Annotated in this window: 21 protein-coding genes and 2 pseudogenes; 11 read left to right on the top strand and 12 right to left on the bottom strand. The window is 60.3% G+C overall.

The window, feature by feature from the left end:
* Positions 1-733: 733 nt before the first annotated feature.
* The 3 genes and pseudogenes from NQL71_RS22070 to NQL71_RS22060 all read right to left on the bottom strand — a co-directional run.
* A pseudogene (locus NQL71_RS22070) lies at positions 734-880 on the bottom strand (MFS transporter); the annotation flags it as partial.
* Positions 881-950: 70 nt separating this feature from the next.
* On the bottom strand, positions 951-2018 hold the full coding sequence (locus NQL71_RS22065) for a Rieske 2Fe-2S domain-containing protein (protein ID WP_274643287.1): 1068 nt from the start codon (positions 2016-2018) through the stop codon (positions 951-953).
* Between the two features lie 33 nt (positions 2019-2051).
* The gene (locus tag NQL71_RS22060; RefSeq protein WP_274643286.1) at positions 2052-3005 is read right to left on the bottom strand and encodes a PDR/VanB family oxidoreductase; all 954 of its coding nucleotides are present in this window, start codon (positions 3003-3005) and stop codon (positions 2052-2054) included.
* Between the two features lie 295 nt (positions 3006-3300).
* Between NQL71_RS22060 and NQL71_RS22055 the strand changes: the two genes are divergently transcribed.
* The 4 genes and pseudogenes from NQL71_RS22055 to gabP all read left to right on the top strand — a co-directional run bounded on the left by NQL71_RS22055 (position 3301) and on the right by gabP (position 7473).
* On the top strand, positions 3301-3771 hold the full coding sequence (locus tag NQL71_RS22055) for a MarR family winged helix-turn-helix transcriptional regulator (RefSeq protein ID WP_046815118.1): 471 nt from the start codon (positions 3301-3303) through the stop codon (positions 3769-3771).
* 215 nt (positions 3772-3986) lie between these two features.
* Positions 3987-5057 (top strand): annotated as a pseudogene (locus tag NQL71_RS36855) (HAMP domain-containing protein); the annotation flags it as partial.
* Positions 5052-5921, top strand: a complete 870-nt coding sequence (locus tag NQL71_RS36850) for a methyl-accepting chemotaxis protein (protein WP_415263852.1) — start codon at positions 5052-5054, stop codon at positions 5919-5921. The pseudogene NQL71_RS36855 and the gene NQL71_RS36850, both read left to right, overlap by 6 nt.
* A 151-nt stretch (positions 5922-6072) precedes the next feature.
* Complete coding sequence (gabP, locus tag NQL71_RS22045; protein WP_077182566.1) at positions 6073-7473, top strand: GABA permease; 1401 nt, start codon at positions 6073-6075, stop codon at positions 7471-7473.
* 6 nt (positions 7474-7479) lie between these two features.
* On the opposite strand, the gene tspO is transcribed toward gabP, so the two are convergent.
* The 3 genes from tspO to NQL71_RS22030 form a co-directional block, all read right to left on the bottom strand.
* The gene (gene tspO / locus NQL71_RS22040; RefSeq protein WP_077182567.1) at positions 7480-7920 is read right to left on the bottom strand and encodes a tryptophan-rich sensory protein TspO; all 441 of its coding nucleotides are present in this window, start codon (positions 7918-7920) and stop codon (positions 7480-7482) included.
* Between the two features lie 156 nt (positions 7921-8076).
* Positions 8077-8442, bottom strand: a complete 366-nt coding sequence (locus NQL71_RS22035) for a response regulator transcription factor (protein ID WP_046815419.1) — start codon at positions 8440-8442, stop codon at positions 8077-8079.
* A 44-nt stretch (positions 8443-8486) separates the two neighbouring features.
* Positions 8487-9479: a response regulator gene (locus NQL71_RS22030; protein WP_248686885.1), complete on the bottom strand. Its 993-nt coding sequence runs from the start codon at positions 9477-9479 to the stop codon at positions 8487-8489.
* A 353-nt stretch (positions 9480-9832) separates the two neighbouring features.
* Between NQL71_RS22030 and NQL71_RS22025 the strand changes: the two genes are divergently transcribed.
* Positions 9833-14887 (top strand): trifunctional serine/threonine-protein kinase/ATP-binding protein/sensor histidine kinase, encoded by a 5055-nt coding sequence (locus NQL71_RS22025; protein WP_274643305.1) that lies wholly within the window; start codon positions 9833-9835, stop codon positions 14885-14887.
* A gap of 57 nt (positions 14888-14944) precedes the next feature.
* Here the strand turns inward: NQL71_RS22025 and NQL71_RS22020 are convergent, their stop codons facing one another.
* Positions 14945-15424, bottom strand: coding sequence for a helix-turn-helix transcriptional regulator (locus NQL71_RS22020; RefSeq protein ID WP_274643283.1), 480 nt, complete (start codon positions 15422-15424; stop codon positions 14945-14947).
* A gap of 298 nt (positions 15425-15722) precedes the next feature.
* On the opposite strand from NQL71_RS22020, the gene NQL71_RS22015 reads away from it, so the two are divergent.
* Both NQL71_RS22015 and NQL71_RS22010 read left to right on the top strand, forming a co-directional pair.
* Positions 15723-16715 carry an MBL fold metallo-hydrolase gene (locus NQL71_RS22015; RefSeq protein WP_274643282.1) on the top strand — a complete coding sequence of 331 codons (993 nt, stop codon included), beginning with the start codon at positions 15723-15725 and terminating at the stop codon, positions 16713-16715.
* An 81-nt stretch (positions 16716-16796) separates the two neighbouring features.
* Entirely contained in the window at positions 16797-17816 is a 1020-nt protein-coding gene (locus NQL71_RS22010; RefSeq protein ID WP_274643281.1) for an alpha/beta hydrolase, read from the top strand.
* Between the two features lie 140 nt (positions 17817-17956).
* On the opposite strand, the gene NQL71_RS22005 is transcribed toward NQL71_RS22010, so the two are convergent.
* Together NQL71_RS22005 and NQL71_RS22000 are read right to left on the bottom strand one after the other, a co-directional pair.
* The gene (locus NQL71_RS22005) at positions 17957-18235 is read right to left on the bottom strand and encodes a hypothetical protein (RefSeq protein ID WP_046815126.1); all 279 of its coding nucleotides are present in this window, start codon (positions 18233-18235) and stop codon (positions 17957-17959) included.
* Between the two features lie 72 nt (positions 18236-18307).
* The gene (locus tag NQL71_RS22000; RefSeq protein ID WP_077182570.1) at positions 18308-18559 is read right to left on the bottom strand and encodes a DUF6555 family protein; all 252 of its coding nucleotides are present in this window, start codon (positions 18557-18559) and stop codon (positions 18308-18310) included.
* Between the two features lie 397 nt (positions 18560-18956).
* On the opposite strand from NQL71_RS22000, the gene NQL71_RS21995 reads away from it, so the two are divergent.
* Complete coding sequence (locus tag NQL71_RS21995) at positions 18957-19787, top strand: alpha/beta fold hydrolase (RefSeq protein ID WP_274643280.1); 831 nt, start codon at positions 18957-18959, stop codon at positions 19785-19787.
* 180 nt (positions 19788-19967) lie between these two features.
* Positions 19968-21416 (top strand): MFS transporter, encoded by a 1449-nt coding sequence (locus NQL71_RS21990; RefSeq protein ID WP_248686889.1) that lies wholly within the window; start codon positions 19968-19970, stop codon positions 21414-21416.
* A 6-nt stretch (positions 21417-21422) separates the two neighbouring features.
* On the opposite strand, the gene NQL71_RS21985 is transcribed toward NQL71_RS21990, so the two are convergent.
* Positions 21423-22349 carry a transporter gene (locus NQL71_RS21985; RefSeq protein WP_274643279.1) on the bottom strand — a complete coding sequence of 309 codons (927 nt, stop codon included), beginning with the start codon at positions 22347-22349 and terminating at the stop codon, positions 21423-21425.
* A gap of 249 nt (positions 22350-22598) precedes the next feature.
* Here NQL71_RS21985 and NQL71_RS21980 point away from each other — a divergent pair, with 249 nt between their 5' ends.
* Positions 22599-23312, top strand: a complete 714-nt coding sequence (locus NQL71_RS21980; RefSeq protein WP_248686891.1) for a methyltransferase — start codon at positions 22599-22601, stop codon at positions 23310-23312.
* A 100-nt stretch (positions 23313-23412) separates the two neighbouring features.
* Here NQL71_RS21980 and NQL71_RS21975 read toward each other — a convergent pair whose 3' ends face one another.
* Entirely contained in the window at positions 23413-24294 is an 882-nt protein-coding gene (locus tag NQL71_RS21975) for a LysR family transcriptional regulator (protein WP_274643278.1), read from the bottom strand.
* A gap of 109 nt (positions 24295-24403) precedes the next feature.
* Here NQL71_RS21975 and NQL71_RS21970 point away from each other — a divergent pair, with 109 nt between their 5' ends.
* Positions 24404-25405 (top strand): zinc-dependent alcohol dehydrogenase family protein, encoded by a 1002-nt coding sequence (locus NQL71_RS21970; RefSeq protein ID WP_248686893.1) that lies wholly within the window; start codon positions 24404-24406, stop codon positions 25403-25405.
* 124 nt (positions 25406-25529) lie between these two features.
* Here the strand turns inward: NQL71_RS21970 and NQL71_RS21965 are convergent, their stop codons facing one another.
* A complete protein-coding gene (locus NQL71_RS21965; RefSeq protein WP_077182587.1) occupies positions 25530-26432 on the bottom strand; it encodes a LysR family transcriptional regulator in 903 nt (300 codons plus the stop codon).
* Positions 26433-26457 lie beyond the last annotated feature (25 nt).

Below are 26457 nucleotides of genomic sequence, written 5' to 3'. Positions count from 1 at the left end.
GTTTACTGGGCGCTGGCGGAATTTGCGTCTGGCCTAATCCTCTGTAGGAGCCGGCTTGCCGGCGAAGGCGGTGTGTCAGGCGATGGAGATGTTGGCTGTGCCGGCCTCTTCGCTGGCAAGCCAGCTCCTACAGGTTTACGGGGCGCTGGCGGAATTTGCGCCGGGCCTAATCCTCTGTAGGAGCCGGCTTGTCAGGCGATGGAGATGTTGGCTGTGTCGGCCTCTTCGCTGGCAAGCCAGCGCCTACAGGTTTACTGGGCGCTGGCGGAAATTGCGTCTGGCCTAATCCTCTGTAGGAGCCGGCTTGCCGGCGAAGGCGGTGGGTCAGGCGATGGAGATGTTGGTTGTGTTGGCCTCATCGCTGGCAAGCCAGCGCCTACAGGTTTACTGGGCGCTGCCGGAATTTGCGTCTGGCCTAATCCTCTGTAGGAGCCGGCTTGTCAGGCGATGGAGATGTTGGCTGTGTCGGCCTCTTCGCTGGCAAGCCAGCTCCTACAGGTTTACTGGGCGCTGGCGGAATTTGCGTCTGGCCTAATCCTCTGTAGGAGCCGGCTTGCCGGCGAAGGCGGTGGGTCAGGCGATGGAGATGTTGGCTGTGTCGGCCTCTTCGCTGGCAAGCCAGCGCCTACAGGTTTGTTGGGTGTTGCCGGGAATTGCGTCTGGCGGTGATCTGAACTGGCCTAATTATTCCGGACACCTCTTAAGGGCGATATGATTTCGTGGTGGAGGCCGAGATGCCGCCGTAAAAGAACACTGAACGCCAGCCCAGGGACGGAATGATTTGCGCCGCGATGAGACCGCCGATCGTGGCGCCCAGTGCGTAGGCGGTGGATTGCAGGCTGATGGCCAGGCTGCGCCACTTCTTGTTGGCGTACTCCCCCGGCGATGGAGCATGCAAGGGCCTGGAAAATGCGCACGCACACTCAATCGGTAAGCGTGCGCCGGGGACTTCAGGAAGCGGACTGGCGCAGCTGCTCGATGATGCGGCGGGCGCGATTGGCGCCGGCATCGACATGGATGTCGATCATCGGGCGTGCGCCGAACCGGCACATGTTTCGGTACTGGGCTTCGATCACCACCTTGTCTTCGTCGAAGGTCAATATCGTCTGCTCAACCACCTTGGCCTTGATGGCTTCGGGATCGCTTTCGGGGTTGGTGGCAATGGTCCAGAAGTAGTGACTGGTGGTGGCGGTCTCGGGTGTGACCCCGTGGAACCCGCGCATATGGAAACCACCACGATCGGGGTCGTCCAGGTTGTCAGTACCGGCATCCACCGCACCGGTCCAGATGCGCAGGTGGCTGACGTGAAATTCGATTTCCTGCCAACGGTCCACGGTACCTTTGAACGGGTAGGCGGCGGTGTAGGTGGGGGGTGGAACAGAGTCCGGCATGTGGCGCACGACCCGCACTACATCGCCTTCACTCTCCACGCTCATGCGGGCATTCATGTGGATGCTGGCGTTGCCGCCGATGGTGTGCAGGTGCACATAACCCAGGTGGCTCAAGTCCATCAGGTTGTCGTGGATCAGCTGGTAAGGCGCGTCGTAGTGGTAGACGTTGCCGTCGAACAAGTACTTGCCACTGCTGTGGACAGGGTAGGTCGGTGGCTCGCAGGTCGGCTCGGGATGCGCCTCGCTGCCCAGCCAGATCCAGACGATCTGGTCCTGCTCTCGCACATGATAGGAGGGCACTTTGGCCTTGCTCGGAATCTTGTCCTGGCCCGGGATTTCCACGCATGTGCCGCGTTCATCGAACAGCAGGCCATGGTAGCCACAACGAATGCCAGACGCTTCGAGGGTGCCATTCGACAGGGGCAGTGCCCTGTGGCAGCAGCGGTCCTCCAGCGCAGCGACCTCGCCGTCGGGTTTGCGAAACAGCACGACCGGCTTGTTGAGCAGCGTCCGGCCCACGGGTTTGTCCTTCAACTCCCAACCGAGGGCCGCGACGTACCACTGGTCCAGGGGAAAGGCAGGCAAGGTCGGCGCTGCAATTTCTTCGGCAAGCGACTGGATGTTCATGGGTGTTCTCCAGGTTTGATGTTGTTGTTCGATTCAGAGATCCAGCACCAGGCGTGGTGATCTGGCGCGAGAGCAGCAGGGGGTAAAACGGTCGTTGGCGGTGCGTTCGGCCGCTGTCAGGAATTGGTCACGGTGCTCGGGGATGCCCTTCAACACACGGGTTACGCAGGTGCCGCAGACGCCTTGCTCGCAGGATGACTCGATTGTTATGCCGGCCTCGTCCAGTACTTCGAACACCGTGCGTTCGGCTGGAATCTGGAAAACCTGGCCGCTGCGTGCCAGTTCGACCTCGAAGGGCGCATTGGCGCTTTGATCGACAGGGTCTGCGGCGAAGAACTCCTTGTGTACGCGGTGCTGGGACCAGCCTGCGTTCTGCGCAGCCTCGAGGATGTAGTTCATGAAACCGCCCGGCCCACACACATAAAGGTGGGTGCCGGCGTCGGGTGTGGCGAGCAGGGCGGGCGCATCCAGTTTCTGCAGGGCCGAGCCGCTGTCGTCATGCAGCTTGATGCGATCGGCGAACGGCGTTTGTGCCAGCAGCGCCACGAACGCCGCGCGTGCGCTTGAGCGAAAGCAGTAATGCAACTCGAAGTCGGCGCCCTGGTGCGCCAGCTCATAGGCCATGGCCAGCATGGGCGTGATGCCGATACCGCCGCCAAACAACAGGTGTCGGCGGGCTGAGCGATCCAGCGGGAAAAGGTTGCGCGGAGCACTGATGGTCAGCGTTTGCCCCGACCGTACCTGCTCGTGCATGGCCCTGGAGCCGCCACGGGAACTTGGGTCCTTGAGCACACTGATCATGTAGCGATGGCGTTCCCTGGGATCGTTGCACAAGGAGTACTGGCGGGTGAGGCCCTCGGCTATGTGAATGTCGATGTGGGCACCGGCTTCGAACGCCGGCAGCGTGCTGCCGTCCGCGGCACATAGTTCGAAACTGCAGATGCCTTCGGCTTCGTCCGCTTTGCGGGTGACGTTGACTTGAAGCATGACTTATCCCTCCACACTGAAGTGGCTGCTGAAAAAAATGGGTTAGCGCTTAGGCGAGGGGACGGGTCAGCCGGGCGCTGGCGCGTGGAGGACGGTCGTTGGCTTGGGCAAGGCGAAGGCGAAGGCGATGAGATTGAAGGGGTTCATGACCAGGACCTGATAATTATTTTTATGAGTCAGGGCGACGGCCTATCATGCAGGTCCCCGCCCGTGACGTTCGGTAGAGAAATCCTCCGATTATTTAGTTGCGGTGTCAACTAATATTCAGGCCCCGCCGATCCAAGGTGTTTGCTCTATGTCCGCAGAAGCCCAACTGAACCTGACGCGTTACGTCCCTGCACTGCTGAATTTCCTCTCCAACAAGCTCTCTTCCGGGGCATCGCAGTGCTATCGCAAGCATTTCGGCATCGGTGTGGTCGAGTGGCGGATGCTCTCGATGCTGGCCGTGGAAAACGACATCACCGCCAATCGAATCTGCCAGACGATCGGCCTCGACAAGAGTGCGGTCAGCCGCTCGCTGCAGTCGCTGGAAGTGGCCGGGCACATTTGCAGTCAGGTCGATTCCAAGGATGCGCGGCGCTACACCGTCAGCCTGACTGACAGCGGAAAAGCCCTGCATGCCCGGGTGCTCAAGGTCGCACTGGAGCGCGAGCGGCGCTTGCTCAGCGGGCTGTCTGCCGAGGAAGTGGACACGCTGATCGAGTTGTTGGGCCGCCTGCATGCCCAGGTGTCCAACGTGAACGACTACGATCCGGTCGACGCTTGAGCCTGCGCATCAATACCTGAGGTTCCGCTCGCCCGTCATTGAGGTATTGTGCCTGCCGATAGGACGCATCCCGACAAGCGATTAGTCATCCCCCCCTCTGTCCCGGCAACCTGTACCCGTTGTTTGGTCTGCCAACAAAAACAATAAAAGAGGGTTCGTTCGATGGCTATTCGCTCCATCGCTGCATCGCCGCGGGTGTCAGGTTTTTCCTGCCGATGACCAGCCATTTCCTCGGTGCCTTGACGATTCGCCTGAGTGTGGGCGGCAAGCTGTCGCTCGGCTTCGGGCTGGTGCTTGCCTGTACACTGGGCATGGCGCTCAGCGCCTGGTATGCGGTGCAGGTCAGCCAAGCCAGCGCCACCCGTTTACGCGAGCTGGACCAACAGAAAGCCAGCCTCGCCCAGGCGCGGCTGGCGGAGAAGGACTTCGGTTTGCTGCCGTCGGCGGAGACTGCCGCGCAGGTCGGGCAAGCGTTGAGTCAGTTGCGCGCAGGCGTGGGCGAGGAATTCGCACCTGCGCTTTCGGACGCCGCCGAGCGTTACCTGAAGGCGTTCCAAGCCTATGCCGAGGCGCGCCAGCAGGCGTTACAGGCGCGTCTGCGCATGCAAGAGCTGGCGCAGACGGCGGGGCAGCGTTTCGGCGAGGTGTTCCTCGACCAACTGGACGATATCAACCTGAATCTCGAGCAGCAGCGGTTGCCCGATGCGCAGTCCATGCAGCAACTGGAAGAGGCGGTGGCCTTACGCGAACGCCTGGCCAACCTGCGCGACAGCGAGCTGTTTTTTTCCCTGGACCCGCAGAAGCGCTACCAGGACGATTGGGTCAACCGGGTCAGTGAGCTGTCGACGGCGCTGAACAGCCTGAATGCGCAACTCGACGGCGATCGGCATCGGGCACTGGATGAGGCCAGCGCCGCGCTCAGCGAATATCGACAGGCTTTCCTGGCTTATGCCGCCAGTGGCGAACAGGCCATGGCGCAACAGCTGAACATGTCGAGTTCGGCCGAGAAAGTGACGATGCTGCTGGAAGACGAGCGCGTCAGGGCCGCGCAATCCTACGAATTGCTCCGCCAACGTCTGCAGTTGCAACTGGCGGTGATGGTGCTGCTGGCGGTGGTGCTCAGTGTCGGTGCCTGCCTGTTGATCCGGCGCTCGATTGTTACCCCGCTGAAGTCGATGCTTGAGCTGGCGCAACGGGTGGCGGCGGGGGACCTGCAAGAGCGTCCCGGATTACTCGCTCGGCACGACGAACTGGGCCAGCTCGGCCACGCGATCGACCTGATGATGCAGGCGCTGCGCAACCTGGTCGGACGCATCGGCAGCGAAGTGCAACAGCTTGACGGTGCTGCCATCACCCTGGACGCCATGGTCGAGCGCACAGGGCAGGGCGTGCGGGCTCAGCGCGAACAGGCCGCGCAGGTCGTGCAGTCCATGCAGCATATGACCCTGGCTGCGGCACAGGTGACCCGGCAAGTCGCAGACAATCAGAAAACCCTGGGTGCGACCTGCGAGCTGATCCATCAGGGCGACGATCTGGTACGACAAGCCAGTCAAAGTTTGCAGCGGTTGGCGCTGGAAATGACCAGCAGTGCCAGCTCCATGCACCTGCTGGAACAAGAAAGCCAGGCCATTACCCGTGTGCTGGACGTGATCAGCGCCATCGCCGAGCAGACCAATCTGTTGGCGTTGAACGCGGCTATCGAGGCTGCCCGTGCCGGTGAACAGGGGCGTGGTTTTGCAGTGGTCGCGGACGAAGTGCGAGCCCTGGCCAGTCGTACGCGAGCGTCGACGGGGGAGATCGACAGCATGATTCAACGTCTCGGCCAGATGACCGCGCAGACTGCCGCCAGCCTGTGTGACAGCCAGCGCCTGACCGCCGAGGGCGTTGATCTGACGGCGCGCGCGAACCAGGTGCTGGACGCGATTACCGAGGCGATCTCGCGTGTCGAACACACCGGACAGAGCATCGCACAGGCGGCAGCGACTCAGCATGAGCTGGTTTGCAAGGTCGATGCTGCCCTGGGTCAGGTGGACCTGGTGGTGGAGCAGAATGCCGAGGAGTGTGGACGCCTGGAAATGGCCAATGGCGACCTGCAGCGCCTCAGTGCAAGCCTGGGTGCAGCCGTCGGGGCGTTTCGCGCAAACAGCTGAAAACAGCAGCTCTGCGTTGATGACCGATGAGTCTTGGCCGTGAACGAATGGCGCGCGCGTGTCGAGATCAGGTACGGAGGCGGCGCGATCAGGTAACTGATTTGACGGAAAAGCCGGGTAAGGTGGCGCATCTTTTGCCGCGGTGCACACAATGACAAGCCCGAGTTCCAAGGATTCGAACGGCCAATTGGCGCAGGGCTTCAAGCCTCGTCACGTCACCATGCTTTCCATTGCCGGCATCATCGGTGCCGGATTATTCGTCGGGTCCGGGCATGCCATTGCGGCGGCCGGCCCGGCCGTCTTGCTGGCCTATCTGTTCTCCGGGCTGCTGGTGGTGCTGGTCATGCGCATGCTCGGGGAAATGGCGGTGGCCAATCCCGATACCGGGTCTTTCTCCACCTATGCCGACCAGGCCATCGGGCGCTGGGCCGGCTTCACCATCGGTTGGCTGTACTGGTGGTTCTGGGTCCTGGTAATCCCCATCGAGGCGCTGGCTGCCGGTCATGTGCTGAACCAGTGGTTTCCCCAGGTCGATGCCTGGCTGTTCGCCCTGGCGTCGATCATTGCCTTGGTGATCACCAACCTGTTCAGTGTCTCCAAGTACGGCGAATTCGAATTCTGGTTCGCCATGGCCAAGGTGGTGGCGATCATCGGTTTCATCGGCGTCGGTTTTGCGGTGTTGATGGGCTGGGTGCCCGATCGCCAGGTCAGCGGCTTGAGCGGCCTGATGGCCGACCACGGCGGGTTCGCCCCCAACGGCCTGTCGGCGGTGGTGGGCGCCTTCATCACCATCATGTTCAGCTTCATCGGCACCGAGGCCGTGACCATCGCCGCCGCCGAATCCGACAACCCCTCGCAGAACATTGCCAAGGCCACCCGTTCGGTGATCTGGCGCATCGGCGTGTTCTACCTGCTGTCGATTTTCGTGGTCATCTCCGTGGTGCCCTGGAACGATCCGTTGCTCGCTTCCGTGGGCTCCTACCAGCGCGCACTGGAAATCATGAACATCCCCCACGCCAAGTTCATGGTGGACGTGGTGGTGCTGATCGCCGTGGCCAGTTGCATGAACTCCTCAATCTACATCGCCTCGCGCATGCTGTACTCGCTGGGACGTCGTGGCGATGCGCCGAAGGCGCTGAAGGCGACCTCCAGCGAAGGCGTGCCGCGGGCAGCGGTCATCGCCAGCACCGTGCTGGGTGCGGCGATCACCGTGTGGAGCTACTTCATGCCCGCCGGCCTGTTTGAATTCCTGCTTGCCAGTTCGGGCGCGATTGCCTTGCTGGTGTACCTGGCCATTGCCGTGTCGCAGTTGCGCATGCGGCGGATGTTGCGGCGCCAGAAGGTCGAGCTGACCTTTCGCATGTGGCTGTTTCCCTGGCTGACCTGGCTGGTGATCGGGTTCATCTGCGCAGCGTTGGCGGTGATGATGATCACCCCGGAGCACCGCACCGAAGTGAGCACGACCATTGGCCTGGCGCTGGCGATTTCCTTTATCGGCCTGGTGACATCCCGTCACCCTGCACAGGCTGCCAGGGCGACTTCAGTGGGCTAGGTGGCCTCAGCGGTTATTGCGCCAAATGGAAAAATTCAACGCGGCCGCCACACACAGCCAGACGACGTAAGGAAAGAAGATCAGGCCTGTGATGACATCGAGCCGCATGGCCATCACCACCATCACCACGGCCACCACCCAGAGCAACGCCAGGATCAGCAGGGCGGCGAGAAGGTGGTGCGCGCCGAAGAACACTGGCGTCCACAGCGTATTGAGCGCGATCTGTGCCGCCCATAACGCCAGCACCACCTGACTGCCAGGAATCAGGGTCATCCGGTACCCACCCCAGGCGAGCAGCAGGTAGATGGTCGTCCAGGCGAGTGGAAACACCCAATTGGGCGGTGTGAAACCGGGTTTGACCAGGGATTGGTACCACTGGCCCGGTTTGAACAGGATGCCAGTGCTGGCGGCCGCTGCGCAGGCGAGCAGAAAAATGAAAAAAGTCATCACGAGTCCTTGGTTGAGGGTCAGTTGTCCGGGGTAGGCAGGCCATGTCGGCCTGTCTTAAACAAGGGACGCCCGGCGAAGGGAAAAGTGCAATACGAAGCGCCGACCCAGCTGTCGCAAATCGAAAACTGGATAGCCAAGGGCATTGCGTGGACTTCAGTCGTATCGACGAAGCGCAGACTCCACAGCGCTCAGCAAAGCTTCGCCGCTGAAGGGTTTACGCAAACATTCGATGGGCTCATAGCGGCTGGTTTGGGCCAGCGTTGCGTCATCCCAGTGTGCCGACATGCAAATCACTGGAAATCTTCTGTCCTTGAGCGTCAGCGCGTGCATGACCTCGATCCCTGACAGTCCGTTCATCTTCAAATCCAGTAGCAGACACGCGATGTCATCGAAGTTTTCGAGGGCCAGGAACTCCTCTCCCGAAATGAATACCCGAGAGTGGTATCCCGCCGACCTCAGCAGATTGGCCAGGCTTTTGCGAACGGAGGCATCATCGTCCACGATACAGACGATGATCATGGCGCTGGCGGATGTCCCTGGCGCGGCGCAGTCATGGTGGGTAGTCATGCAGGACTCTGCGAGCCAAACGTCGGCTCCGAGCTAATCAACCCATACAGGTTGACCAGGCTCACCAGCGAGCGCGTTTGCATTTTTTCCATGATGTGTTTGCGATGGACCTTGGCGGTGATTTCGCTGGTACCCAGCCGGTTGGCGATGTGTTTGTTGGACAGGCCCTCCACGATCAGTGGCAGCACTTCGCACTCACGGGGGGTCAACAGAGCGGCTTTTTTACGGGCGGCCTGAGTGCGCCGCCATAGCTCGAATGCCATCGCTGCACGCTGACGGGTGGTGCGCAGGGTGTCGAGTAGTTGCTCGTCGTTGAATGGTTTGGTCATGAACTCGACCGCGCCCGCTTTCATGGCCTGCACCGACATCGGGATGGTGCCGAACCCTGTCATGAAAATCACCGGCCACGGATGCCCACGTTGTCCGAGTGCCGATTGCAGTTCCAGACCTGTCGCCTCGGGCAGGCTGATGTCCAGCAACAGGCAAGCGGGACCAATGTCGAGGTCAGCGTTGAGCAGTTCTTCGGCCGAGCTGAATATCCGGTGCGCGATGCCTTCGGCCCGCAGCAAACGACTGAGTGCTGTGCGTACGGACGCTTCATCATCCACGATGTACACCGGCACGCTGTCAGGATCGATCGACTCCTGATCCTCGGATGCGTAGGTGCCCGGTGATACCGGATGGAACAGGGGCAGGGGCGATTCACGTTCTTTCAATAATCGGTAACCTCGGCGCGGGACCGTCTGGATGAACTCTTTTTCTCCAAGCAACTTGCGCAGCGAGGAAATCTGCACCTGGAGATTGTTTTCTTCGACGACGGTGTCAGGCCAGACCTGTGTGATCAATTCATCTTTGCTGACGATTCGGCCATCGGCCTGCAACAGCACCGAGAGAATTTCGAATGCCCGGCCCCCGACACGCAGCGGCCGTCCATCCAGAAAGGCTTCACGCCGTTCCAGGGAAATAGTGGCTTGGCCGAGTCGGATCATACGTTCCTCTGCACTGCGTTGACCGGTAGTGACGCCCAAACGTCGTTTCATCAGGGCTACACGCTAGGGGACGGCCTCGCATAATGCAATTATCCCGAGGGATAACACGCAGCGATTTCAGTGCGCAAAGACTACAGGCCGGCGCGGCCCTCAACTGCCATCCTGGTGCCGATAACGGACAGGATTGCTCGAGCGCAGCCATCGGGCCAGAGCCTTGCGTATACTCACCCGCTCAGCCCGAAACGAATCTTCAGCGGTGATTGTTCATGCCCAGCAGCTCTCTCTCAGCATCCGGTTTGCACAATCTTGATGTCGTACACGATGAAGCCTGGCTGGAGCGTTGCACCTTCACCCTGCTGCGCCGGGAAAACGACCTGACCTGGTTCACGCTCCAGGATCGTGCATCGGACACCCGCTGGCTCGCCGCCCGGGCGCCGATTCAGCGGCCTTCCCTATGTCAGCGGCTGGAGCGCGATTTTCACTTGCGCCTGGATCCGGCCTGGGCGATTGCCCCTGTTGCGTTCATCCGCTCGGCCGAGGGGCCTTTGTTGATCTATCCCGTATCCGGGGTACCGCTGACTGATTTGATCAGTGAAACAGGGCTGCCACTGGCACGCTTGCTGGCCATCGCTGTAGCGGCGGCCAACGCGCTGGCAAGCGCCCAGAAGAGGGGGGTACGACATGCCAGCCTGCTTCCTCACCACTTGGTGGTGGGTGCGGGCGACTCGGTCAGACTATTGAGTGTTCACAGCCATGCCGGGGAGGCGCCCGCCGTTGAACTGCCCCCTTTGGAGCAATGGCCTTACCTGGCCCCCGAGCAGGTTCGACGCGATGCCGCCAGTTTTGATGCGCGCAGCGATATCTACGCGCTGACTGCGATTCTTTATCAGGCACTGACCGGCCACCTGCCGCTCACCGCCCGTGACCCTTCCCAATGGCTGCACGTGCATTCCGCTGTCCAGCCTGAATCACCGGCGATTCGTATCACCGATCTGCCGGAAGGCATCTGCCAGGTGCTGCTCAAAGGCCTGGCGAAAGAGCCGGGTGCCCGCTACCAGAGCGCCGAATCAATGGCCGTCGATCTGGCCTGGTGCCAACAGCAGTGGCTGGAAAATAAGCGTATCGACGCGTTCCGCCTGGGCGCTTTCGATGTGTTGCCTTCCTCGGCCCGCGGCGATGTGCTGTTTGGTCGAGAGGCCGAACGCACGCAGTTGGTCGAGCTGATGGATCAGGTGGGCAGCGATGGCATTGCTCGGGTCCTGCTGGTCGGTGGCGCGCCGGGCGCCGGAAAGTCGACGTTGATACATCAGGGTGTCCGGCCCTTGGCGCCAGGCTACTGGGCCAGCGGCAAAAGCAATCTGTTGCAGCAGGAAATTCCATTTGCACCCTTGGCACAGATCTTCAAGTCGCTGTTGACGCAGTTGCTGGGCAAGCCGGCCCTGGAGCTGCAGACGCTGGGCGAGCAACTGGTGGAACGGCTCAAGGGGCGGGGCAGGCTTCTGGTGGAACTGGCGCCCGAGGCCGAGCTGGTCATCGGGGTCACAGCTGAGCTGCCGAACATGCCGGCCCGACATGCGCTCGAGCGCGCCAACCGCACCTTGCTGGATGTATTGGAAGTCTTCGCCCAGCCGGGATGCCCCCTGGTGCTGTTCGTGGATGACGTGCAATGGGCAGACGATTCGACGCTGTCGTTTTTGCAGGCCTTCGTCGACCGGCGGCCCCGGCATCTGGTACTGATCCTGGCGTATCGCGAGGCGCAGACGCAGGCCCTCAAGCGTAAGGGGGGAGTGCTGGAGGTGCTGGGCCGCGAGCAATCGTTGCCTTGTGCAAGTGTCATGCTGGGGCCATTGTCGGTCGCCGCGGTCGCACAGATGATCGGCGCAGAACTGGGCACCGATACCAGGGAGATTGCAGCGCTCGCGCAAGTCGTGCATTACAAGACGGCCGGCAACCCTCTGTTCGTCAGCCAAGTGTTGCGCGCATTGATCGATGAACGACTGGTGCGCTTTGACGTGCAGGGTCGCCGTTGGGTCTGGAATCAACAGGAGGTCGACGGTTATCGCTACGCCGACAATGTCGCGGACTTGATGGTATTGCGACTCGAACGCCTGTCACCGATGGAGCGCGAAGTGCTGCGCACGGCCGGTTATGTCGGCGGACGCTGTGACGAATCACTGCTGCATCGGCTGTTGCCGTGTGAGGCGCAACCAATCACCCGTGATGTGCAAAGCCTGGTCGATGCAGGTTTTCTGTTGCGTGAACGCGAGCAACTGGTGTTTCCCCACGACCGTGTGCTTGAGGCGGCCTGTCAGCTTGTGGCTTCAGCGGGACGCGCCGCCGAGCATGCGCGTATCGCTGGCGCCATGCTGGATCATTGGGGCGAGCAGATCCATGAGCGTGTGTTTGAAATCGCCAGCCAGGTCCAGCGCATTGACGTCGATGAACTGGAGGCGCATCGCCGCGCCGCGTTCGTCGAGCTGTTGGTCGAGGCCGCCGAACGCGCCCGCGACACCGCCGCTGTCGAGCAGGCCATGGGCTATCTTCGCACGGCCGAGCGTCTGCTCGGCCAGACAGGTTGGTCAAGCCTCTACAGCCAGGCGTTTGCCACCCAATGGCTGGCTGCCGAGTGCGACATGCTCCTGGCCGACCTGGAAGGCGCCCAGTGCCGCCTCGACGAGTGCCTGGCCCAGGCCACCACAGTGCTCGACCGCGCGAAGACCTATCGGTTACGGGCCACCTTGCGCACGCTGCACTCCGATTACGAGGGGGCGATCACCGAGGCGTTGAGCGGTCTGGCCTTGCTGGATATTCCCCTTCAGCGCAGGCCCTCGCAGAACGATTTGACCCTGGCATTTACCCAGGTTCGCGACTTTGTCGGCGCGCGCCGCATCGCCGATCTGGTGCATCTGCCCAAGGCCGATGACCCGTCTGTCGAAGCGGCCATGGAGCTGCTCAGTACGTTGATTTCTTCGTTCTTCGTCGACGACGACATTCGTTTTCTGCATCTGGCAAAAATGGTCGAACTCACACTGTTGCATGGCACCACGCCAAGCAGCGGTTACGGTTTTGCCTGGTTTGGCGTGATGATTGCCGAACGCTATGGCGAATATGTGGACGGGCAGGCCTTCGCCGAAGTGGCGCTTGAACTCACCGACAAGCACGGCTACGAAGCAGGGCGCACAGGCACGCTGGTGGCGCTCGATCAGGTCAGCCCGTGGACGCGACCGATGGCGTACGCTCGACAGAAGGCCTTCGCCGCATTCGAGTGCGGCCAGGCTGGCGGCGACCTGGGCATGTCCTGCTACGCCTGCAACCACATCGGTTCCGACCTGCTGTTCATGGGCGAACCCTTGCCAGGGGTGTTGAGCGAACTGGAGCATGGATTGGCGTGGGTGCGGCAATTTCACTACATCGATATCGAGCGTATCCTGCTGGCGCAACAGGCCTTCGCCACCGATCTGCGTGACGGGCGCCTGCATCGGCCGTTGGCCGAACTGGATGGCGTCGAACATGACCGTTTCGGCCCCATCGACCGTACCCGTGTATCGCAGCCGACGCTGTTCTGGTCGTGGCTGTATTCAGGCATGTCGGCGTTTTATTTTGGCGATATCCCTTACGCATTAAGACGTTTCGAAGAAGCCGCCGCGCTCGCCTGGTCCATTCCGGCGCATATCAATCTCGCCGATTACTACCTGTTCTACAGCCTGGCGCTGGGGAGTGCGCAAGCGCCGGGCGAGGTGGCGGCAAAACTGGAAAAACTTGAGCGGCAACGCCTGCGGTTCCTGCCGTGGATCGAACTCAACCCGATAACCTTCCGCAATAAACTGCTGCTGATCGAGGGTGTCATCGCCCGTTTGCGCGGTCAGGAGCTGGAAGCCATCCGCTGTTTCGATCAGTCTCAGATCGCTGCGGCGGCGGCAGGTTTCATCCATGAGCAGGCGCTGGCCCATGAACAGCTGGCCGATATCTGCCTAACCAACGGGCTGGTGTCGGGTGCCAACCACCACCTGCGTGTCGCGCGCGATTGCTACAACCAGTGGGGCGCCAACAGCAAGGCACACCTATTGGAAACCTTGCACCCGTTCCTGAGTGCGCAGCCATCGTTTGAACCGGTCCGGCCCATGACTCAGGTCCGCCTCGATCTTGAAGTGGGGATCGAAGCGGCGCGAGCACTGTCGCAGGAGGTTCTGCTCGAGCGACTGGTCGAAACCCTGATGAATCACTTGATGATTCAGGCCGGTGCCGACAATGGCATGCTGATGATGGTCAGCGGCGCCGAACTGCAACTGGCTGCGACGGCTTCGGTCGAAGCCGGCAATGTGCGGGTCACTCTGGCCTGCGCGCAACCGCTCGAACTGATGGCGCCGGCCTCGGTGCTCAACGCCACGATGCGCACGCGCACGACCCTGGTGCTCGACGACGCCCAGGCCGATTGTCCCGAGGCCTACAGCACCGATCTGCAACAGCGCCAGGTGCGGTCGGTGTTATGCCTGCCGTTGCTCAAACAAGGCCTGTTGATCGGCTTGGTCTATCTGGAAAATAGCCTGGTCCCCAAACTGTTCAACGCCCAGCGCCTGACCATGCTGGAAATTCTCGCCTCTCAGGCCGCCGTGTCACTGCAAACCGCCAAGCTGTATGAACAGCTGGTCGAGGATAACCGGCTACACGCGCAAATGGAGGCGGACTTGCGCAGCTCCCGCGCGGAACTGGCGCGTAGCTCGCACCTCAAGGTCATGGGCGAGCTTTCTGCTTCGATTGCCCACGAAATCAGCCAGCCGCTGCTGGGCATCGTGTCCAATGCCTCGGCCAGCCTGCGTTGGCTCAAGCGTGATCAGCCCGATCTGGAGGAGGCGATTCAGGGGCTGGAAGACATTCACTCAGACAGCGCCCGCGCCGCGGACATTGTCCAGGCGCTTCGCGTTCTCGCCAAGCAGGCGCCGTTGCAGCGGTTGCCGGTACAAATAGACAGCTTGATCGCAGAGGTCGTGCGCTTGAGCGCCACCGACCTGGCTAACCGCAAAGTGCGCCTGGAAACCCGGCTCGATGCGCAATGCCAGGTGCCGGCGGACGAGGTGCAGATCCAGCAGGTGGTGTTCAACCTGATTACCAATGCGCTGGAGGCCATCGCCGGAGCAGGGTTGTCCGATGGACGCATCATCATCGGCTCTGTTGTAAAGGACGCACATGTCCAGGTCTGCTTCCAGGACAATGGCCCCGGAATTGATGCTCACCAGCGCGAGCAGATTTTCGATGCGTTCTACACCACCAAAGGCAGCGGCATGGGGATGGGACTGGCCATCTGCAGGTCGGTGATCGGTGCACACGGCGGGACACTGGTGGTTCAGGACAGCGAGCAGGGCGCACGGATTTGCTTCAACCTGCCCCTGGCACCGGCCAGCGCCGGATGAAAAAAGGCCGCATGAGCGGCCAAGGGGAGGCGTTCGTTTTAGTTGATCTCGATCATTTCACGCGTGTAGTTCTCGCCCGTCGACCAGGCTATCGCGAATGCTCCAGTGGGGTATGTCTCGATCAATTACGGGTGGCGGGGCAGGGTGGCTCGTTGCTTGATCATAGGCCCGGCGCCATGCCTTGGGTGTTATCCCTTCCAGGCGGCTGAAGGTGCGGGTGAAATGCGAGTGGTCCGCGAAACCGCATTCATAGACGACATCGGTGATCGGCATCGAGGAGATCAGCAGGCGTTTGGCCTTTTCGATTTTCATCATCACCAGCCAGCCTTGCGGCGAGTGGCCGGTAACCTTTTTGAACGCCCGGGAAAAATGGCTACGGGACAGGTTGCAGTGTTCGGCAATCGCGCTGATGCGAACGCAGCTGCCCATGTCACGCAGCATCAGTTCCTTGGCCCGGTGCTCCTGCCAGCCGGACAGGGCGCCCAACGGCCGTACACCAGGGCATGGATGGTTTGTATTCACCGATTGCGGGTTCATGGTGGCTCTCCTGATCGTTCAGGAAAGTCTGTCCGCCGGCGACATTTAAAGTCCTTAAGCAAACCTTAAGAGTTATGAAGTGAGCCTTGTCACAGGCGTTGGACAGCACACCGCTACAGGCGGGTGAACCGTTGCGGATTTTCGACAGATCCGATGGTCGACGTCCATTCATATGCCGTGTCATACCCCTGCGCAAAATTAGCACATCGCTGCAATTTTCAAGGTGTTGGGCAGGTGCATGATCGAGTTTACTCGGCTGACGTGATCAGCCGCTTTCTGACTCGATCAAAGGTGAGGCATGAAGCATTCTCTGGTTTGCACACTGCGTGGATTTGGCCTGGCATTGGTGCTGACTTCGGCTGGCGCCCAGGCTCAGGCGCCGATTCAGTCCACTCAGGTCCCCGGCTACTACCGGTTGGCGGTGGGCGATTACGAAGTGACGGCGCTGTTCGACGGTTACAACGATCTTTCACCGAAGCTGCTGCAGGGCATGAGCCAGGGTCAGATCCGCGCGCTGCTCGCCCGTCGTGCGATTGAAACACCGGGCGTGCAGACGGCGTTCAACGCTTTCCTGATCAATACGGGCAAACAACTGATTCTGGTCGACACCGGGGCCGGGCAGTGCATCGGTGCCACCGCCGGCCAGCTCTCGGCCAACATGCAAGCCGCCGGCTACAAGCCGGAGCAGGTCGATGCCATCCTGCGCACGCACCTGCATCTGGATCATGTCTGCGGTCTGGTGGATGGTCAGCAGCAGCCGATCTTCGCCAATGCCACGGTGTACGCCGCCAAGGCCGAAGCCGATTACTGGCTGGACCCGCAGGCGCTGGCTAAAGCTGCGGAGGCGGCCAAAGGCTTCTTCAAGATCGCGCAGGACTCCACCGCACCTTACATCGCTGCGGGGCGCTTCAAAACCTTCTCCCCGGGTCAGTCGCCTTTGCCGGGTGTGGTCGAGGCCCAACTGGAGACCGTACACACGCCGGGCAGCAGCACTTACCGCTTCACCTCCCAGGGGCAGAGCATCCTGTTCATGGGGGACCTGGTGCACAACCTCGCCGTGCAGTTCCTGCACCCGGAGGTGTCGATCGGGTTCGACGTCAACAATCAGCAAGCGATCAAGAGTCGCAACCAGGTGTTCAGTGCCGCTGCCGCGAGCAAAACCTGGGTGGCGGCCGCGCACTTGCCGTTCCCCGGTATCGGTCATATCAGCGCCGTGGACAAGCATTTCGAGTGGGTGCCGTTGGAGTACGGACCGTACAAACGAGCCGCCAACGTTCCGCTGATCGAGTAACAAATCAATAAAAAGCGCCGGCCGAACTTGCCGGCGCCATCGTTGGATCATTCAAACTCAAACAACTAAAAAGGATTACCCATGGGCACCATCCAGAAAACTCTGGCCACCACCCTCTTGGCTCTTTCCCTGGACAATGCCTTTGCCGCAGGCAGCCCTGGCGTCGAGCACAATACCCAAGCCTTCCTTGAAGCCCTGGCGGCCGGTGGCGGAAAACCGCTGGAGCAACTGAGCCCGAAGGACGCCCGTGCGGTTCTGACCGGTGCACAGGCCTCGGTGAAGGTTGATCTGTCCGGGGTCGAAGTCAGCGACCGCTCAATCGCGGTGGGAGAGCAAATCATCAAGCTGAAAGTCGTCCGCCCGGCCAAGGTCAAGGGTGAGTTGCCGGTGTTCATGTTTTTTCATGGCGGTGGCTGGGTCTTGGGCGACTTCCCAACTCACCAACGCCTGATTCGCGACCTGGTGGTTGGCTCCGGTGCCGTCGCGGTGTACGTCGATTACACGCCGTCCCCAGAGGCGCAGTACCCGACCGCGATCAATCAGGCCTATGCCGCGACCCGCTGGGTGGCCGAACATGGCAAGGACATCGGTGTCGACGGTAAGCGGCTGGCGGTAGCCGGCAACAGTGTCGGCGGTAATATGGCGGCGGTCGTGGCGCTGATGGCCAAGGAACAGAAAGCCCCCGCCCTGCGCTTTCAGTTACTGATGTGGCCGGTGACCAATGCCGGCTTCGACAGTGGCTCGTATCAGCAATTTGCCGAGGGCCACTTCCTGACGAAGGGCATGATGCAGTGGTTCTGGGACAACTACACCACCCACCCGGCCGAGCGCGCACAGATTCACGCCTCACCGCTCAACGCCAGCGCCGAACAACTTGAAGGGCTGCCGGCAGCCCTGGTGCAAACAGCCGAGTTCGATGTATTGCGTGATGAAGGTGAAGGTTATGCCCGCCATCTGGATGCGGCGGGTGTGCCGGTCACCTCAGTGCGCTACAACGGCATGATCCATGACTTCGGCCTGCTCAATCCGCTGAGTTCGATTCCCGAGGTCAAGGCTGCGGTGCGTCAGGCAGCACTGGAGCTCAAAACGCATCTGAACTGAGCCCCCAAAAGAAGCCTGCCGTGTGGCAGGCTTCTCAGTGATCTGGCCTCACTCAATACAAAGCACAAGGGGGCGAGCCTGGCAAAGTCGAACACTTCAAAGTCATTGGGAAGTTCACTGACCAAACGGGAGCGAAAACCTCAATAGATCTGGTTGCGGTGTTTCAGCATCAGTTTCACCATGGTCTTGTACGCAAGCTTGCCCTCGCTTTGCGAAAAATAGTGGTCGATGTCTACCACTCGATATTCCTCTTCGTCGGTGGCCGTCCTGCCCCAGGCAACGTCAAGACCTACGTGATTGAAACGATCACCTATCGACACAGCGGGGAAGGGCGTTGATGCTTCAACGCTCCAAACAGGGGCATTGGTGAAAGACTCCTCGTAGACCTCGAAATGGTACTCAATTGACTGCGCGCTCATAAAACCTCCTGACACCTGGTTTGTTCGCAAAATAGGCAGTTCATCAATACCTGCCGTAAAAAAGTCTGCTCATCAAGTTGCCACCTCTGTCCAGTTCAAGGTTGCTGTCTTGCGCCATGTCACGTCACTGATCCCGTACTTCTCGGCTTGAGGCTTGGAGACGACCTTAAGCGGCGGCCTTCCCGGTTTGGGTATGGGTGCCACTCCTGCATCACAACTTGCCCAGTGCCATGCATCAGCGCTGCGCTTGATCGTCGTCCTGATAATGAATGACTTGGGCTCCCCATGAAGCTTGTATTCAATGACAAAAAGACCCGTGTTCATGAGATCCCCCTCCATTCGCTCATAGACAAAGGAGTGGCGGTGTCAGAAAAAATTCAAAGAAATTTCGAGAACGACATGGCCTGTCAGATCATGGTTTTGGCGGGGGCTGGAATAGTGGTTCCCACTAACAACGACTCGCTTATTTTCGTGAAAGCCGCTCTCTGTGCAGTGCTTGGAAGTAGAGGTCGGCAGCAACGCATAATTCATTGTTTCCGATGCCGAGCACATCGAGCGACTGTCCGGCAGTCGTGATTCTCAATGGTTTGAACATCTGCCGGTTTTCGCCAGTTCGCCTATTCTCACACTCCAGCCAAAACCCATTGACCTTGAAGTTGTCGTTAGTCCCAAGGTGTTTTGGCGGCCAAGCGGTGTAACCTTTCATTGAGGAGACGCGAACATGGGGTATGTCACAACGCAGGACGGTGTCGAGATCTTTTACAAGGATTGGGGGCCGCGCGATGCCCCGGTGATCTGGTTTCATCACGGATGGCCATTGAGTGCCGACGACTGGGATGCCCAGATGCTGTTTTTCCTGGCGAACGGCTACCGGGTGATTGCCCACGACCGGCGCGGCCATGGGCGCTCCAGTCAGGTATGGGATGGGCACGACATGGATCACTATGCCGATGACGTCGCCGCCGTGGTCGACCATCTTGGCGTGAACGGGGCCGTGCATGTGGGGCACTCCACCGGCGGTGGGGAAGTCATCCATTACATTGCCCGCCACGGCGAAAGCCGCGTGTCGAAGGCGGTCATCATCAGCGCCGTGCCACCTTTGATGGTGCAAACCCCAGGCAATCCGGGCGGCTTGCCCAAGTCGGTGTTCGATGACCTGCAGGCGCAGCTCAAGGCCAACCGCGCACAATTCTACCGTGACATTCCGGCGGGGCCTTTCTACGGGTATAACCGCCCGGGTGCGAAACCGTCCGAGGGCAACATCCAGAACTGGTGGCGACAAGGCATGATGGGCTGTGCCATTGCCCATTACGACGGGATCGTGGCCTTCTCCCAGACCGACTTCACCGAGGATCTGAAGAGCATCACGATCCCGGTGCTGGTGATGCATGGCGATGATGACCAGATCGTGCCTTATGAAGACTCCGGGCCGTTGTCAGCCAAGCTGTTGCAAAACGGCACGCTGAAAACCTACTCCGGCTACCCCCACGGCATGCCGACCACCCACGCCGATACCATCAACGCCGACCTGCTGGCTTTCGTCAGAAGTTAAGCAACACGGATCTGCAGGAGCCGGTTTGCCGGCGATGGCGTCGTTGGGATCGCCATCGCTGGCAAGCCAGCCTTTACAGAATCAATCCTGCCCCTGCCTTGTGCGGCAGTGGAATTTTGAACTCCCGATCCTGGGGCTGACTCCTAACTCACAACGCACTGCACATGACCCGTTGTGGCGATGACCCACCAACAAGCCGGCACGATATTCGAAACCGATCTTCCAGCCCGCCTGGACCGCTTGCCGTGGGGCCGCTTTCATACCCTGCTGGTGGTCGCGCTGGGCATCACCTGGTTGCTCGACGGCCTGGAAGTGACGCTGGCTGGCTCGGTGTCCGGCGCGCTGAAAAACAGCCCCGACCTGCGCATGAGCAACTTCGATATCGGCCTGGCCGGCGGCATCTATATTGCCGGCGCGGTGATCGGCGCGCTGCTGTTCGGCTGGCTGACCGATCGCCTGGGGCGGCGCAAATTGTTCTTCATCACCTTATGGCTGTACGTGGGCGCCACGGCGGCCACGGCGTTCTCCTTCAACCTGGAAAGCTTCCTGCTGCTGCGCTTCTTGACGGGCATGGGCATCGGGGGCGAATACACGGCGATCAATTCGACCATCCAGGAATTCACCCCGGCACGCTACCGCGGCTGGGTCGACCTGACCATCAACGGTACCTTTTGGTTAGGCGCCGCGCTGGGCGCCGGCGGAGCCATCGTCCTGCTGGACCCGCAGGTGGTCGGCGGCGACCTGGGCTGGCGCCTGTGCTTTGGCATCGGTGCCATGCTGGGCCTGGTGATCCTGGTGATGCGCCTGTGGCTACCGGAAAGCCCGCGCTGGCTGCTGATCCATGGTCGACACGATGAAGCGCAACTCATCGTCGAAGGCATCGAAGCGCGTCTGCGCGAACAAGACCATGAGTTGCCGGCCGTAACCCATCAACCCCTGCGCCTGCACGCGCGGGACCATACGCCGCTGGCGGAGATCTTCCATACCCTGTTCGTCAGCTTCCGGCGCCGGGCGCTGGTGGGGATGACCCTGATGGCCGCGCAGGCCTTTTTCTACAACGCGATCTTCTTCACCTATGCGCTGGTGCTCACCGATTTTTACCAGGTGCCCGCCGAGCAGGTCGGTTGGTACGTCTTGCCCCTGGCACTGGGCAATTTCTGCGGGCCGCTGCTGCTTGGGCGTCTGTTCGACCTGATCGGCCGACGGGTGATGATCAGCTTCACCTACGCGACATCGGGAGTTCTGCTGGCGCTCAGTGGCTATGCCTTCCAGCAGGGTTGGCTGGATGTTACCCAGCAAGCCGCGGCATGGATGGTGATCTTCTTTTTCGCTTCTGCGGCGGCCAGCTCGGCCTACCTGACCGTTGCAGAAACCTTCCCACTGGAAATCCGCGCCCTGGCCATCGCCGTGTTCTATGCGTTTGGCACGGGCCTGGGCGGCATCATTGGGCCGATGCTGTTTGGCCAACTGATCCAGACCCAGCAGCGCAGCAGTCTGTTGATCGGTTATCTGATCGGCGCGGCGCTGATGTGTGTGGCGGCGCTGGTGCAAGCGGTGTGGGGCGTGGCGGCTGAGCGTCGGGCGTTGGAGCAGGTGGCCAGGCCTTTGTCCCAGGCTAAAGGCCCATGAACAGCGTCAAAGCCCACCGCCGAAGCGATACTGCCAGACCATGCCAACCGCATCGAAATCGCTGCCCGTGCGGGTATAGCCCCCCTTGCTCGCGTTGAGCTTTATGGAATGGTTGCGGTTCAAGGGCAGCGTGAGGGTACAGCCGTAGCGGGAGTTTTCCTGATAATCGTGGTTACTGATCCCATCGACAGCGCTTTTCCCACCTTCGAACCAGGTCGCATCCAGCGAAGCCCAGATCCCGTTTTCAAACGCATAGATAAGATGCCCCTGTACCTGGTAAATCGGGTCCTGGGACAGTACGTGGTTGCCGAGCAGCTCGTCATTGTCGGTGAAAAAGGTTCCCGCACCGGACAACTCCAGGGTCACTTGCCCCACACGCTTGGACACCCCGAGTTCAGGCTTGAATGACCAGCGATTGTTGCCGAGATTGATCAGCCTGCTGTCGTCGTATTGGCCCAATGGCGCCGTGATCGCCAGGCTGGTGCCGATAATCACATCCTGTTGGTAACTGGGGAACTCGGCCAGGGACATCGCCGGGGCGCCATACAGGTTGACCGAGAAGCGAAATCTTGGATCGATCAACCCGGTGACATCACGTTTCCTGGGTTCACCGGCCAGCAAGGCTGAGCCGGTCAATTTCGCCTCGGGCACGACGATATCGAACTTTCCCGAGCGGCCCCAGACATCCAGGGACCTGGCGTAGGCAAACACGACTGTCTGGATGTTGAGCTTGGCATCCTCAAGCGGGATCGAGGGATTGGCCGTCACGTTGCCATGGAGATCGCTGTAGCCCATGAGCAGGAAATTGATACCGACCGGTGTATTGGCGTAGGACCTGGGTTCGAGATCCTCTGTCACTGCACCGGTGGCCAGCATGACGAGCGAAGCAGATGCGAACCGGACACACCTGACGACGCAGAGATTGCGTTTCATCCACATTCGCTCGCTTTCTGTGAGGACTCCGACGTTCTATGAGTTGTAGCGCATCTGCATTTGTTTGGCACACGCAGTGACCACTTGCATTGCGTGGGCGCACCTGCAATTTGAGGACCAGGCCAGCACCTGATCAAAGGCCTGCCGCGGTGCTTTGACATTCCTGGTGGGAATGCAGTGGATAAAATTAATGAATTTTTATTATCGATCTTTATGACCTAAGTTAATTCAAGGACATGGAGAACCGCCTTGAAATCACCACTTGAATCAGCTGAAAAGTTTGATAGCGCTCGGGCCAATGAGTACGGACGACAGAGCCGTATTGCACTGGCCGGTTATGACGCCTGCCAGGATTTGGTGGCGTGCATGCTCGCGGCAAGCCTTGAAAATGTCGGCTCGGCCAAAATACTGGTCGTCGGCGCTGGCGGTACGGCGCAGGAGATCATCGCGATGGCCAGGCTTGAGCCGGGCTGGCGCTTCACCGCCGTTGATCCATCTGAGCCGATGCTGCAAACCGCGAAACAGCAGTTAGCCGTAAACAACCTGCTTGAAAGAACGGACGTGCACCTTGGGCACGTTGAAGACTTGCCCGCCGATGAGTCCTACGACGCAGCCACTTTGATCGGTGTACTCCATCATCTCGATGGGGATGATGCCAAGGGAGAAATTCTGCGATCCATTCGGGCTCGACTCAAACCGGGAGCTGCGCTGATTGTCGCCGGCAATCATTATGCTTATGCCAGCCAGCCCTTACTCCTCGCTGCCTGGGGGCAACGTTGGCGGCAGCACGGAGCCAGCCCGGATGAAGTGAAAGTCAAACTTGGGAAAATTCTTCAAGGCGCTGACCCTCCACATTCTGAGGCGGCTGTTCAGAAGCTTTTGCATGATGCGGGTTTTGGGGACGCTACCCGTTTTTTCAGCAGCCTGTTCTGGGGTGCCTGGTTAACGTGTAAAACAGTCTGAGCGGCGATCTGGGTGGCAACTCCTGGTCGATTAACGGCCTGTCTGAAGGGGGGAGTCGAGCCAACGCGAACGCTCGACAGAAGCCTGGTGATAGGCGGTTTTACGATAAGCGCTCGCGGAGAAAATCGATGAATGCCATCGTCCGCGCTGAACGTCGTCGCTCACGACTGAGCACAGCGCTGACAGGCAGTGCGGTGGTCTGATAATCGTCGAGCACGATACGAACGCTGCCCTGTTCGACGTCAGCTGCAAACAGCCATTCTGGAGAAAGGGAAATACCCAAGCCGCAGAGAACCATTTCACGGATGGCCTCGCTGCTATTGCTGGTGACGTTGCCTTTGATGGCTACATCGAGCTCTTGCCCGATGTGCGTGAAATGCCAACTGTCGTAATGCTCCAGCAATGTGAAACCGATGCAGTTGTGGCCTGTCAGCTCATTGGGCTCGCGTGGCAGTCCGTGTCGATCCAGATAGGTGGGCGCGGCATAGACCCGCCGCGCGCTGGTACCCAGTGGCACGGCCACCAATCCCTCGTTCTTCACCGCGCCAATCCGGATGGCCAGGTCGATATTTTCCTTGAGCAGATCTTCGTTGTGATCGCTCAGCCGCAGGTCGATCCGGACATCTGGATGGCGCTGCAGGAAAGTCCCTATGAGCGGTGCTATGCACAACCTCCCATAGCTGACCGGTGCAGCGACTCGCAGAGGGCCGGCGATCTGCTCCTGACCGCTGGTAAAGCTGCGTGTGGCGGTTTCGAGGTGGCCGAGAATCTCCTGGCAGTGGCTGTAGAAGCGTTGCCCTTCGTCGGTCAGGGCCAGGTGCCGGGTGCTGCGGGCGAACAATGGCCCGCCCAGATACTGCTCCAGAGCGCGCACCTGCTTGCTCACTGCCGGCTGCCCCATGTTCAGCTCGCGAGCAACTGCAGAAAACGACCCGCGTTCCACGACCCGTACAAAGATGTGCATGGTGTCGAACAAGTCCATCGGCGATTAGACCTCTTTGTGGAATAAGTTATATGCCAATTTAGTCTCTTATCGGAATGATGAACGCGCGGCAATCTGTAAGCGTCCACTTGATCAGAGGTTGCCCATCATGAATCACTCCATGCTTGCCGCTATCGCCGAGTCCGCTCAGGCCCCTCTGGCTGTCCGCCAAATCGATCGCCCTGTACCCGGTAAGGGGCAGGTGCTGGTCAGGGTTCACGCGGCAGGGGTCAACCCTCTCGATACCAAGATCGCCGCCGGCGCAGGGGCTCACGCCCGTCAGGCACTACCCGCAGTGCTCGGCCTGGATCTCGCCGGCACGGTTATCGAGTTGGGCGGGGCGGTTGAAGGTTTCAACCTGGGCCAGGAAGTCTTCGGTATGCCCGGCGGGATCGGCGGTGCCCAGGGTACTATGGCCGAATACATTGCCGTGGATGCCCGGCTGATCGCGGCAAAGCCGACCACTCTCGACATGCGTGAGGCGGCTGCATTGCCTTTGGTATTCATTACCGCATGGGAAGGTTTGGTAGATCGTGCCAATGTCCGTGCCGGTCAGCGTGTGCTGATTCATGGCGGCGCAGGTGGGGTCGGCCAGGTGGCTGTGCAACTGGCCAAGGCTCGCGGTGCCGACGTCTACGCCACCGGTTCGGCGGCGAGTCTCGACTTCATTCGCTCGCTGGGGGCTACGGCCATCGACTATCAGGCGCAGAGCGTAGAGGACTATGTCGAGCACTATACGGCTGGTGAAGGTTTCGACATCGTCTACGACACCGTAGGCGGTAGCACGCTGGATGCGTCATTCAAGGCCGTGAAGCCTTATACCGGGCACGTGCTGAGCTGCCTGGGTTGGGGGCAGCACAGCCTGGCGCCGTTGTCGTTCAAAAGTGCAACCTACTCGGGTGTATTCACCCTGGCGCCTTTGCTCACCGGCAAAGGACGCGAACACCATGGCGCTATTCTGCGCGAGGCCGCCGCGTTGGCCAATGCCGGTCAACTGACGATCCGCGTGGATCAACAGCACTTTGAGCTGTCAGAAGTCAACGAGGCATTTCGCCAGGTCGCGCAAGGCCGCGGCAAGGGCAAGACGGTAATCCAATTGGTGAGTGAATAATCCTCGCCCTTGACCAGGCCGGCGTCGATGCAGCGACGCAGCAGATCGATATCAGGCCTGTGGGTGAAATCCGCAGCTGAAACTAATGTCGATCTCGACGCTGGCGTTCGGACTGTTTCTGGACTCACCCTTCTGCGAAAATCTCGATCAGCTCCGCCAGGAATGCACCCACCAACTCCCGTTGCCGCGCCGAATGGCGAACGGCCGCATGAAAGCCGACTTCATAGCGCAACAGCTCAGGATTGAGCGGATGCAATTGCCCCAGTTGTTCATGTTTGGCCGCGTAGTGCTGGGGCAAAAAGCCCACATGCTGGCCCGACAGGATCAGCAGAGCCGCGCCGTCCATGCTGTCAGTGAGCACCGTCAAGCGTTCGATGCTGGTGGGTGGGGGCATTTCCGGCAAAGGATGACTGGGCCAGACCCAGTCGTAATCGCGCACGTCATCGCGGGTCAGTGCACCCACGTGGGCGAACAGCGGGTGCGCAGGGGCGCAGTAGGCGATTTGGGTTTCCTTGAACAAGGGGTAGTAATCGATGTTGGGCAAGCGGTGCCAAAAGTAACCGATGGCCAGGTCGATGTGGCCGTTGATGATTTTCTCTTCCAGCAAGGAGGACGACAATTCAGTGAAGTGGAAGTACAACCCCTCATGTCGTGATCGCAAACGGGCAATGGCGAGGGCGATGTTTTTGTTGGCGGACGGATCGATTTGACCAAGCAAGCCGATGTTGATATTGCCCGATACCTTGCGATTGATGTGCTGAACCTCAACCCGAAAGCCCTCGGCCGCCGCCACTAACCGACGCGCCGCGTCGATAAACTGCCCACCCTTGGGTGTCACCGAAAATCCACCGCGCCCACGCTCGCACAGGCGAAATCCCACCCGCGCTTCCAGCGTCGCCAATTGCGCGCTGATGGTGGGTTGAGTGGTATTGAGCGCTGTCTGCGCGGCCGAGATACCGCCCGCCTCAACTACAGTCAGAAAGACCCGGATTAGACGCAAATCCAGTTCCGATACAGTGCCCAGCATGTATGCCTCCGAGTTTCGCTACATA

The sequence above is a fragment of the Pseudomonas serbica genome, from assembly GCF_028823535.1.
Taxonomy (GTDB): domain Bacteria; phylum Pseudomonadota; class Gammaproteobacteria; order Pseudomonadales; family Pseudomonadaceae; genus Aquipseudomonas; species Aquipseudomonas serbica.
Note: the sequence above shows the minus strand (reverse complement) of the source record. Positions and strands in the feature narration are given on the sequence as shown.